Source organism: Streptomyces sp. NPDC056738 (assembly GCF_042790435.1).
Classification (GTDB): Bacteria; Actinomycetota; Actinomycetes; order Streptomycetales; family Streptomycetaceae; genus Streptomyces.
In genome coordinates, this window is record NZ_JBHTZF010000012.1 from 330,497 (window position 1) to 341,091 (window position 10,595).

Below are 10,595 nucleotides of genomic sequence, written 5' to 3' on the forward strand. Positions count from 1 at the left end.
TCCCCCTCAAAAGGCGCTCGGGTCTCGGTCAAGCAGTGCGCGACCCCCAGGACGGACCTCGTGGCCGGGTGCACCGGATCGCTCACACTATCCGCCCAGTTCAGCGTCCAGCGACGGCCGTGACAAATTCAACGTCCCTACAACCGGGCAATCCGCCCCATTTTCAGAGACTTCTTAGCTCGCCTGTTCCCCACCTTGGCGCTCGCTTTACCCGCAGGCGTCCTGCGCGGCCGTGTTGCCGCGGAAAGTGGGAGCCGGATCGGGGGTCCCGGAGAGTCGGGCGACCCCTATTGACGTCGACATTCCGTCGCCGGACGACTCCCCTTCGTAGTCGCTGAAGGATTTCCCGTACAGGCTCACGGAATGCGGTGGCTGACCCTGGGCCGGCCTCGCGGGAGGCTCCTTCACGACCACGACGGGCTGGTCCGCGCGCAGCCGTCTGAAGAGCCGGGCCGCCGCCGGCTCCACGAGCTGATCACGGTTGGCGTTCAGGACGTACGACGTCCGGGGCACGGTCAGGAACTGGATGTCCTCGGTGGGGATGTCGCGCATGCCGCGGGCCAGGTCGTACAGGCCGCGCAGACTCGCGAGTCCCGGGTCGGTGGTCAGCGACGAGGTGGCCGCGTCCAGCACCGGATACAGCTTCGTCGGGTTGAGCAGCACGTCGTCGCTGCGCACCTTGCTGATCAGCGCGCCGAGGAACCTCTGCTGGCGGTCCATGCGGTCGGTGTCGCTGCCGTTGCCGATGCTCTTGCGGGCGCGTACGTAGCCGAGCGCCTGCTCGCCGTCGAGCACCACCTTGCCCGCGGGCAGCTTCAGCTTCGCCGCCTTGTCGTGGATCGGCTTCCGCAGGCACACCTCGACGCCGTCCACCGCGTCGACCATGTCCTTGAAGCCGTGGAAGTCCACCACCATGTGATGGTCGACGCGGATGTTCGTGAGCTTCTCTACGGTGCGGATCGTGCAGGCCGAGCCGCCCACCTCGAAGGCGTAGTTGAACATCGCGAACATGGGGGCGGTGCGGGTGCCGTCGGGGCGCCGGCAGCTCGGCACGTCCACCATCAGGTCGCGGGGCAGCGACATGGCGGTCGCGCTGTGCCGGTTCGCCGACAGGTGCAGCAGGATCGTGGTGTCGGACCGCTCCGTGCCCGAGTCGCGGCCGTACTTCTTGTTCCCGGCCCCCGAGCGCGAGTCGGACCCGATCAGCAGGATGTTCTGCGCGTCGCGGACCAGCGCGGTGGGCCGTTCCTTCTCGTAGCGGGCCAGTTCGGCGGCCGCGTCGTTGTCGGCCGTGATGTTCCCGCTCAGCTTCTCGTAGGCGGCCCAGCCCACCGCCACGGCGCCCAGGACCACCACGGCCGCCCCGGTCGCCGTCCAGCGCAGCCAGCGCCGCCGCCGGCGCCTGGACCCGGTGGGCGACGCTCCAGGCCCCGGGTCCTTCGGGCTTCCGGAGGGAGTGCCCGCGGTGTCGGTCACGTCGGGACCACCACCCCTCATGGCGTACGAGCGAGTCTCGCTGCTCCTACGACCATGTCCCGACGCGGCAGGTGAGGGGGGCCGATGATGGGCCGAACGGGGGACGCCCCGGCGCCGAGGGCGCCCCGAGGTCCTGCCGGGTGCGGGGTCTAGCGGGCCGTCGCGGTCACCCGCTCGCTCTCGATGCGCCGGGCGAGCGCGTCGTCGTCCAGCCGGTCGAGATTGCGGCACAGCACCACCGAGGCGCCGGCCGCGAGCGGCGCGTACAGACCCGCGGTCACGCCCTCCCAGGTGTCGTACGGGAGCGCCGACAGGATGCGGGAACCGGGACCCGTCAGATCCAGCCCGGGAGCGTCCCCGCGCGCCTGCTCCACGACCTCCGCGCCCGTGAATGAGGCCCCGGCGACGATCAGGGCCCGGTCCTCCGGGTCGACCGGCGCGTACGGCGCGAAACGGTCGCCCTGGCTCGGCACCTCGACGGCGTAGTCGGCGTAACCCGCGGGCGGCGTCGGGAAACGGCGGCCGAGCGGGGCCAGCGAGAGGGCGACGCGCTCACCGGAACAGGCGAGCCCCGCGTCGAAGTGGCCGGGGCCCGCGACCACGTGGTCGGCGGCCGCCGGGTCGCCGCCGAGGTCCGCGACGACGCCCACCGAGGAGCAGGCGAGCAGCCACACCGCCGTCTGCCAGTGCGCGGGCAGCAGCAGCGCGACCCGCTCGCCGGGCTCGGCGGCCATCTCGCCCTGGAGCAGGTTGGCGGTCTTGGCCACCCAATTGGCGAAGGTGGCCACGGACAATTCGACCCGTTCGCCCGTCGCGTCGTCGTAGAAGGTCACCAAAGGACGCGCGGGGTCCTCGGAGAGCGCGGATCGCAGCAGGTCGGCAGGGGTGCGGTCGGTGGCGTTCACGCGCGCAAGCGTACGCGGGGGCGACGCGCGGCACGGGCCGAGCACGCCACCGGTTCGGCGGAGCGCGGTCCGACGGTCCGTCAATTCCGCGATGGACAGATATGTATGACTATGTCCAGGATCAGGAGCATGCGTGGATTCCTTGCTTCCTCGGTCGGCGTCACCTGCGCGGCCGCTCTCGCCCTGCCCCTCACCCTGCCCGCCACCCCGGCACAGGCCGGGCCGGCGACGCTGACATCGGAGGCCGCCGCCCCCGGCAGCACCCAGTCCCTGCCTCTCGTCCCCCTCACCCGCAGACGCTCGCTCGGCCCGACCGCCCCGACCCAGGGCCTCACCCGCCGGAACGTACGGCCCTTCTCGCTGGTCGGTGTGGTCTGGGACGACCCGGAGACCGAGCTGAACGGCCGGGTCCAGGTCCGCACCCGGGCGGCCGGCACCGGCGACTGGTCGGACTGGCAGGACGTCGAGGCCCACAACGACGAGCACGCCGCCGACCCGGACACCGCCGAGAGCGCGTCGAGCCGGGTGCACGGCTCCACCGCCCCCCTGTGGGTGGGGAACTCGGACGGCGTCGAAGTCCGCGTCGAGGCGGAACGGGCGGCGCCGGAGGCCACGGACGGTCAGGAGCCCGAGGAGGGCGCCCCGGACGGCCCCGAGACCCGACGCGCGGCCGCCCCCGCCGCCGCCTCGCTTCCCGGCGGCCTGCGCCTCGAACTGGTCGATCCCGGCGGGGACCCCCCGGGCCCGGACGCCCGGACCGCCGGACGGGCCGGGGGAGCGCCCGCCGGCCTGCGCGCCCGGGGCGTGAACGGGAGCGTGCGGTCGGGCGCGGCGGACGGCGTGCGCGCGGGAGCCGCCGAGATCCCCGCGCTCTCCCGGGCGCAGACGCTGCGCGCGTACTTCCCCGACGGCGCGTCCCAGCGGCGCGTGACGCCGTACATCGGACCGCGCCCCCGGATCGTCACCCGGCACGGCTGGGGCGCGAACGAGAACCTGCGCGAGCGCGGCTTCCTCTACACGAAGACGGTCAAGGCGGCCTTCGTGCACCACACCGCGTCGGGCAACAAGTACACCTGCGCGCAGGTGCCTTCGATCATCCGCAGTATCTACCGCTATCACGTGGTGAGCAGCGGCTGGCGTGACATCGGCTACAACTTCCTCGTCGACAAGTGCGGCAACATCTACGAGGGCCGCGCGGGCGGCGTCGCGAAGGCGGTCCAGGGCGCCCACACCCGCGGGTTCAACACGAACAGCATGGGGATCGCCGTGATCGGCACGTTCGGCGCCACGAAGCCCACCGACGCCGCCGTCAAGGCCATCTCCCGCCTCACCGCGTGGAAACTCGGTCTGTACGGAGCCAATCCGCGTGGCAAGACATACCTGACGTCGGCCGGTGGCAATCTCTACCGAAAAGGAAAGAACGTACGACTGAATGTGATCTCCGGCCATCGGGACGGGTTCGCCACGGAGTGCCCCGGACGGCTCCTCTACGGCAAGCTCGGCTCCGCCCGGACGACCGCGGCCCGCTACCAGGGCCGCTAGAACCCCGTACAGCAGCCAGGAACGGCCCGGCCGGCGACGGACCGGCCGGGCCGCGCCGGCAGAGATCACCTGAAGTCACGGCACGAGCCCGTCGAAGGACACCGCACGGCCATCGAGGGCGCCATCGAACGGTCTGCATACACTGGCCGGCCGAAAGACAGTTCGGCCGGTCCCGGCAGGAAGCAGAGACGACAGGTGACAGAAGCGATCCTCCTGGTCGGCGGCAGAGGCACCCGGCTGCGCCCGCTCACGGTGCGCACGCCCAAGCCGATGGTTCCGGCGGCCGGTGTCCCCTTCCTCACGCACCAGCTCGCGCGGGCGCGCGCGGCGGGCGTCGAGCACATCGTGCTGGCGACCTCCTACCTCGCCGAGGTCTTCGAGCCGTACTTCGGCGACGGGTCCTCGCTGGGCCTCCACATCGAGTACGTCACCGAGGAGGAGCCGCTGGGCACCGGCGGCGCCATCCGCAACGTGGCCTCCCGGCTCCACTCGGGTCCCGACGAGCCGGTCCTGATCTTCAACGGCGACATCCTCACGGGCCTGGACATCCCCGCGCTGGTGTCGGTCCACGAGACGACCGGCGCGGACGTCTCCCTCCACCTCACCCGGGTGGAGGACCCGCGCGCGTTCGGCCTGGTCCCCACCGACGCCACCGGGCGCGTGACGGCCTTCCTGGAGAAGCCGCAGAGCCCCGAGGAGATCGTCACCGACCAGATCAACGCGGGGGCCTACGTCTTCCGCCGCTCGGTCATCGACACGATCCCCGAGGGCCGCCCCGTCTCGGTCGAGCGCGAGACCTTCCCGGAGCTCCTGGCCACCGGCGCCCACCTCCAGGGCATGGTCGACTCCACCTACTGGCTGGACCTCGGCACCCCGCAGGCCTTCGTCCGCGGTTCCGCCGACCTGGTGCTCGGGCGCGCCCCGTCCCCGGCCGTCCCCGGCCGCTGCGGCGACCGCCTGGTCCTGCCCACGGCCACGGTCGCCCCCGACGCCAAGCTCACCGGCGGCACGGTGGTCGGCGAGGGCGCCCGCATCGGCGAGGGTGCCCGGATCACCGGCAGCACCGTCCTGGCCGGCGCGGTCGTCGAGCCCGGGGCCGTCGTCACCGACTCGTTCGTCGGCGCCGGCGCCCGCATCGGCGAACGCACCGTCCTGACCGGCACCGTCATCGGCGACGGCGCGGTGGTCGGCCCCGACAACGAACTCCGCGAGGGAGTCCGGGTCTGGTGCGACGCCCAACTCCCGGCAGCGACACTCCGCTTCTCGTCGGACCAGTAACCACCACACCGCCGGAGGGGCACGGGCAAGTTTCAGCCCCTCCGGCGTTTGAGGAGCGGGGTCTGGGGCGGAGCCCCAGATAGGGGACGGGCAGGGGCGGAGGGGGCGAGAACCGTCTGTGGGGAGGACCGGCACGGGCGGAAGCGCGTCGAACCCCCGGGCCAAGGCCCGCCTAGAGCAGCCCGATGTCCGTCCGCGGCATCTTCGGCGTACGCCGCGGCGGCGTACGCCCGGAGAGCAGGATCAACCGAGCGGCCCGATGCCGCTGCCCGGCATACGGCTCCAGCAGCTCCAGCATGACGGAGTCGTCCGCGTCCCGGTCCCCGGCCAACGCCCACCCCACGATCCCCGGCAGATGCAGATCCCCCACGGTCACGGAATCCGCCGAACCATGACTCCGCTGCACGACCTCCGCGGACGTCCACGGCCCGACCCCGGGCACCAACTCCAGCCGCTCCCGCGCCCGCACGGGATCGAACCCGACGGCCTCCTCCAGCCGCGCGGCGACCCGTACGGCCCGGAGAACGGTCGCGGCCCGCTTGTCGTCGACCCCGGCCCGGTGCCACTCCCAGGACGGGATCAGCGCCCACGTCCGCGGCGCCGGCATGACGTACATCCGCTCGGGGGCGGGCCCCGGCGCCGGCTCCCCGAACCTGCGGACGAGCAGCCGCCACGCCCGGTACGCCTCGTCGGTGGTGACCTTCTGCTCCAGGACGGACGGGATCAGCGACTCCATAACGAGCCCGGTCCGCACCAGTCTCAGACCGGGCCGCCGATGCCGGGCGAGCGCGACCAGCCGGTGCCGCGGCTCGAAGGCTCCGGGATCGTCGGCGGCGCCGAGCAGGTCGGGGAGCCGGTCGAGGAGCCAATCGGCCCCCGGTCCCCAGGCCGTGCCCCGGGCCACCCCGCCGTGCAGGGCGACCCGCAGGGTTCCCGGCCCGGCGGGCGTTCGGCTGGTCCGCCACACGGAGCCGTCGGGCGTCGTGCGGAACGTCGGATCGCCCGGTCCGCGGCGCAGCGGTCCGAGGACGAGCCCGAGATCCAGCGGCCCGTCGGGGGTCCAGGTGCGGACCCGCCCGGGCTCGGCCGTCTGGTGGGGCACCCGGCCCGGCACACCGCCGGGCACCACGACATGACCGCCGCGCACGGTCGTACGCGTCGGCCGGGGAGCGAAACGTCCAGACACGGATGAGGTCCTAGAGCTACTCGGGCTGCCCTACGAGGGTAGGCGCTCCGGTCACGCCACGGGGTCGGGACGCCTCGACGACCGGCCCGAGGCAGGATCCCCGCCTCCGGGCTCGGGCCGCCCGCCCGGCCGAGGCGCCCCGCTGGTCAGCGCACCTCGATGAAAGCGGCGGCGTCCCGCTGCGGCCGGGCTCTCGGTTCCTCGGCCGCGTGTCCGACGGCCACGGCCCCCATCGGATCCCAGTTCTCCGGCAGGTCCAGCACCTCACGCACGACGTCACGGCAGAACATAGTCGAGGACACCCAGGCGGAGCCCAGCCGCTCCCCGGCCAGCGCGACCAGGAAGTTCTGCACGCCCGCCCCGGTGGCGACGACGAACATCTCGCGCTCGGCCCCGTCGCGCCGCACGTCGCCGTACGTGTGCGACCCGTCCATGACCAGGCACGGCACCACGAGGTACGGCGCCTTGCGCAGCACCTCGCCCCGCCGGACCCGCTTGGCGATGGACTCCTCGCTCTTCCCGTCGCGCCGCAGATCCGCGATCCACGCGTCCCGCATGGCGTCGAGCAGCCGCGTCCGTGACCCGGCGGACTCCAGGAGCACGAACCGCCAGGGCGTGGTGTGGTGCGGCGCGGGAGCGGTCACCGCCGCCGCGACCGCCCGGCGCACGGCACCGGGGTCGACGGGCTCGTCGGTGAAGGCCCGTACCGTACGCCGCTGGGTCACGGCCTCCCGTACGGCCTCCGAGGTGCCCAGCCGGAACATGTCGTCCCGCGCGTCGCGCACCATCGCCCGCGCCCCCGTGCCGTCGCCCTCGGCCACCAGGTGGGCCAGCCCGCGCACGACGGCGACGGGCAGCCCGGAGGCCTTGCCCTTGACCAGGTCACCGGCGGCGGCCAGTTCGTCGGCGAGGGCCACGACGGTCGCGTTCAGGGGGTTGCCGTGGGCGTCGGTGCGGCCGCGCAGGTCGTCCAGCACCCGGACGCCCGCGGCGCCGATGGCGACGTCGGTGAGCCCGGTGCGCCAGGGCCGCCCGAAGGTGTCCGTGATCACCACGCCGACGTCGACGCCGAGCGTGTCCCGCAGTCCCTCACGGATGGCGCGCGCGGAGGCGTCGGGGTCCTCGGGCAGCAACAGCACCGTTCCGGCAGGGGTGTTGGAGGCGTCGACACCGGCGGCGGCCATCACGAGACCCTGCCGGTTCTCGACGATCCGCAGCGTGCCGCGCCGTGCCACGACCCGGACGGTCTCGGCGTCGATGGCGTCCTCACGGTCGGAGGCCTCGACCGTCCGGCCCTCGGCCTTCGACACGATCTTGGAGGTGACGAGCAGCACGTCCCCGTCCACGAGGCCGGGCCCGGCCGCCGCGATGAGTTTGGCCAGGTCGTCGCCCCGGCGCACCTCGGGAAGCCCGGCCGGTGCCCAGACCCGGTAGCCCGTGTCGGCGGGCCGCTCCCGGTGTTCCCCGGCGGTGTGCCCGGCCGCGCCGGGAACCGCCGCGTCCATGGTGCTCACGGCGTCCGCACCTCCTCCGCCAGCGCCAGCGCCTCCCGCGCCATCCGCGCGGTCGCGTCGAGGTCGGACATCATCAGCGGTACGGCGCGGCAGCGGATGCCGGCCGCTTCGACGCGCTCCACGGCGGCGGCGTCGACCGTGTCGACGAGCCAGCCGTCCAGGAGGCCCGAGCCGTAGTGCTCGGCGACCGCGGCGGCGGTGGACTCGACGCCCACCGCGGCCAGCACCTTGTCGGCCATGCCGCGCACGGGAGCGTCACCGACGATGGGGGAGAGGCCCACGACCGGCACGCCCGCCTCGGCGATGGCCTCGCGGATGCCGGGCACGGCGAGGATCGTGCCGACGGAGACCACGGGGTTGGACGGGGGGAAGAGGATGACGTCCGCCTCGGCGATGGCTTCGAGCACCCCGGGAGCGGGCTTCGCCTGTTCGGCGCCGACCGGCACGATCGCCTCGGCCGGCACGGAGGCCCGCAGCCGGACCCAGTACTCCTGGAAATGGATCACCTTGCGCTCGCCCGCGGCGCCGGACGGGTCGCCCTCCGGCAGCGTGACGGCGACATGGGTCTCTACCCGGTCGTCCGACATGGGGAGGAGACGCACGCCCGGCTTCCACCGGTCGCACAGGGCTTCCGTGACGGCGCTGAGCGGATAGCCGGCGCCCAGCATCTGCGTCCGCACGATGTGCGTGGCGAAGTCCCGGTCGCCGAGCCCGAACCACTCGGGTCCGAGCCCGTACGCCGCGAGCTCCTCCTTCAGATGGAAGGTCTCGTCGGCCCGCCCCCAGCCCTGCTCCTCGTTGATGCCCCCGCCGAGCGTGTACATCACTGTGTCGAGGTCCGGGCAGACCTTCAGCCCGAAGAGGTGGATGTCGTCGCCGGTGTTGCCGATGACCGTGATGTCCGCGTCCGGCACGGCCCGCTGGAGACCACGCAGGAACCGTGCACCACCGATACCGCCTGCCAGAACCACAATGCGCATGGGGTTCAGTCTCGCAGGCGGGTACGACAACGTGTCAGCCGGTCACGGGACCCCGGCGACGGCGGGCCGCCGTCCGGCGCGATCGCGTCACACCGTTTCGGCCACCGCGCAACGCGCCGCGTGCATCGGCATCTCGGTGAGGCCCGGGTAGTAGACGTGCAGGCTGACGGCCGGTTCGAGCGTGTCGTTGACGACCTCGTGGACATAGCCGGGCGCGAACACGCGCTGCGCGCCGGAGCCCAGGGCGCGCGTGCCCCGCTCGGTGTGCTCGGTCAGCGCGCCGTCGAGCACGGTCAGCACGCCGGAGGAGCCGCCGTGGTCGTGCAGTCCGCTGCCCTGTCCGGGCACCCAGGACAGGAGCCACACCTCGTAGCCGGGCCCCGTGCGCAGCTGGTGGTACCAGCGCGAGGCGGCGTCGTAGCGGACGAGGTGCTCCCACTGGGAGCGGTCGGCGGCGATGGAGCGCGCCAGGCCGGCGAACTCGGCCACGGTGGAGGGGTGTTCGCGCGGCGGCTGAAGCAGGTGCGGGACTTCGAGGATGTCGCCGGCGATCTGGAGGTCGCTGTCGCTGTTCATGGGTGCGGTGGTTCCTCGGCGGAAGAGTGCTGGGGTGTCGCTTGCCGTTTCCGCCCGGGTCGCGGGCGGGTTCCGCCCTGGTCGGGAGCGGGAGGAGCCCGGGTGTGGGCGGTGGCCCCGGTGGGGGCGGGATTCGCCTCGATGGCGGCGAGGCAGCCGGAGCGCGGTAGGGCTCAACAGCTAGAACAGCAACAACAGCTACAGCGCACGTGGGCAGCACCGAGGGACCCGGCGGTGCGGGTCGAGGTGAATGCCAAGTGCACGAGCATGCCCACAAGGACAGCGGTTCACACCCCGACTGTCAACTGCATGTCCGGTATGTGGGAGATGTTTCACCTCATCCGGTTCATCTGACAGGCGAAAGGTTTGTTCAGGCGACTCCCCGGACACATGGCGCACAACCGGGTGAACAAACCTCGCTGCGGACCCGTGATCTAAATGTGATCAGTTTCGCTTCGAGGTCTGCGTCGGAACGAGATCGAACGTCTGGACGTCCTCCTCTGTGAAGGGGCGGGCGTCTGACCTGGCCTCTTGGGCTGTCAGGGTTTATGCCGATTTGAACACTTTCTGCATTGCCTTGGTTCCGCAGAGTGAATAAGGGGCCCAATAGCAGATCTCGGCTTGACTGGCCCGGATCGGCACACTTGTAATTTCACTCGTGTCGTTCAGCCGAAATCGGTAACGGCAGCATCACGGGGACGCGAAAGACAGACGAGGGGCGCACATGACCGAGCTGGTGCAGCAACTGCTGGTCGACGACGCGGACGAGGAACTCGGCTGGCAGGAGCGCGCGCTGTGCGCCCAGACCGACCCCGAGTCCTTCTTTCCCGAGAAGGGCGGCTCCACCCGCGAGGCCAAGAAGGTCTGCCTCGCCTGTGAAGTCCGCTCCGAGTGCCTCGAATACGCGCTCGCCAACGACGAACGGTTCGGCATCTGGGGCGGTCTGTCCGAGCGGGAACGGCGTCGCCTGAAGAAGGCCGCCGTCTGAAAAACGTCGCACGGACGAGCGGACGCGGAACACCGGTCCCCACCCGCGGGCGCCACCGACCAAACGGCACACACTCTTACGTAAGGAACGGCCCGTCGCACGTGGGTTATCCACAGGCGGCGGGCCGCCGTCTTTCCCAGCCGTTAGTGT

9 protein-coding genes are annotated in these 10,595 nt (G+C 72.2%); 3 read left to right on the top strand and 6 right to left on the bottom strand.

The annotated features are described in order from the left end of the window. Positions 1-207 precede the first annotated feature (207 nt). Both ACFRIC_RS29900 and ACFRIC_RS29905 read right to left on the bottom strand, forming a co-directional pair. Entirely contained in the window at positions 208-1,476 is a 1,269-nt protein-coding gene (locus ACFRIC_RS29900) for an LCP family protein (RefSeq protein ID WP_382792004.1), read from the bottom strand. A gap of 149 nt (positions 1,477-1,625) precedes the next feature. After that, the gene (locus ACFRIC_RS29905) at positions 1,626-2,381 is read right to left on the bottom strand and encodes a TIGR03089 family protein (protein WP_382792007.1); all 756 of its coding nucleotides are present in this window, start codon (positions 2,379-2,381) and stop codon (positions 1,626-1,628) included. 129 nt (positions 2,382-2,510) lie between these two features. Here ACFRIC_RS29905 and ACFRIC_RS29910 point away from each other — a divergent pair, with 129 nt between their 5' ends. Together ACFRIC_RS29910 and ACFRIC_RS29915 are read left to right on the top strand one after the other, a co-directional pair. After that, positions 2,511-3,923 carry a peptidoglycan recognition protein gene (locus ACFRIC_RS29910; RefSeq protein WP_382792010.1) on the top strand — a complete coding sequence of 471 codons (1,413 nt, stop codon included), beginning with the start codon at positions 2,511-2,513 and terminating at the stop codon, positions 3,921-3,923. Positions 3,924-4,118: 195 nt separating this feature from the next. Continuing rightward, complete coding sequence (locus tag ACFRIC_RS29915; RefSeq protein ID WP_382792012.1) at positions 4,119-5,201, top strand: sugar phosphate nucleotidyltransferase; 1,083 nt, start codon at positions 4,119-4,121, stop codon at positions 5,199-5,201. A gap of 172 nt (positions 5,202-5,373) precedes the next feature. On the opposite strand, the gene ACFRIC_RS29920 is transcribed toward ACFRIC_RS29915, so the two are convergent. The 4 genes from ACFRIC_RS29920 to ACFRIC_RS29935 form a co-directional block, all read right to left on the bottom strand. Next, positions 5,374-6,387 carry a DNA-3-methyladenine glycosylase family protein gene (locus tag ACFRIC_RS29920; protein ID WP_382792015.1) on the bottom strand — a complete coding sequence of 338 codons (1,014 nt, stop codon included), beginning with the start codon at positions 6,385-6,387 and terminating at the stop codon, positions 5,374-5,376. Between the two features lie 146 nt (positions 6,388-6,533). Further along, positions 6,534-7,892, bottom strand: a complete 1,359-nt coding sequence (locus tag ACFRIC_RS29925) for a coenzyme F420-0:L-glutamate ligase (RefSeq protein WP_382792102.1) — start codon at positions 7,890-7,892, stop codon at positions 6,534-6,536. A 5-nt stretch (positions 7,893-7,897) separates the two neighbouring features. After that, the gene (cofD, locus tag ACFRIC_RS29930) at positions 7,898-8,881 is read right to left on the bottom strand and encodes a 2-phospho-L-lactate transferase (RefSeq protein WP_382792018.1); all 984 of its coding nucleotides are present in this window, start codon (positions 8,879-8,881) and stop codon (positions 7,898-7,900) included. A gap of 87 nt (positions 8,882-8,968) precedes the next feature. Next, on the bottom strand, positions 8,969-9,457 hold the full coding sequence (locus ACFRIC_RS29935; RefSeq protein ID WP_382792021.1) for a cysteine dioxygenase: 489 nt from the start codon (positions 9,455-9,457) through the stop codon (positions 8,969-8,971). 724 nt (positions 9,458-10,181) lie between these two features. Between ACFRIC_RS29935 and ACFRIC_RS29940 the strand changes: the two genes are divergently transcribed. Further along, positions 10,182-10,445: a WhiB family transcriptional regulator gene (locus ACFRIC_RS29940; protein WP_003975777.1), complete on the top strand. Its 264-nt coding sequence runs from the start codon at positions 10,182-10,184 to the stop codon at positions 10,443-10,445. Positions 10,446-10,595: the final 150 nt, after the last annotated feature.

What these genes read in the sequence shown, in the direction of transcription:
- ACFRIC_RS29925 (WP_382792102.1), bottom strand. Translation starts at nt 7,892, where the DNA reads ATGGACGCGGCGGTTCCCGGCGCGGCCGGGCACACCGCCGGGGAACAC.
- ACFRIC_RS29940 (WP_003975777.1), top strand. Translation starts at nt 10,182, where the DNA reads ATGACCGAGCTGGTGCAGCAACTGCTGGTCGACGACGCGGACGAGGAA.
- ACFRIC_RS29935 (WP_382792021.1), bottom strand. Translation starts at nt 9,457, where the DNA reads ATGAACAGCGACAGCGACCTCCAGATCGCCGGCGACATCCTCGAAGTC.
- cofD (WP_382792018.1), bottom strand. Translation starts at nt 8,881, where the DNA reads ATGCGCATTGTGGTTCTGGCAGGCGGTATCGGTGGTGCACGGTTCCTG.
- ACFRIC_RS29910 (WP_382792010.1), top strand. Translation starts at nt 2,511, where the DNA reads ATGCGTGGATTCCTTGCTTCCTCGGTCGGCGTCACCTGCGCGGCCGCT.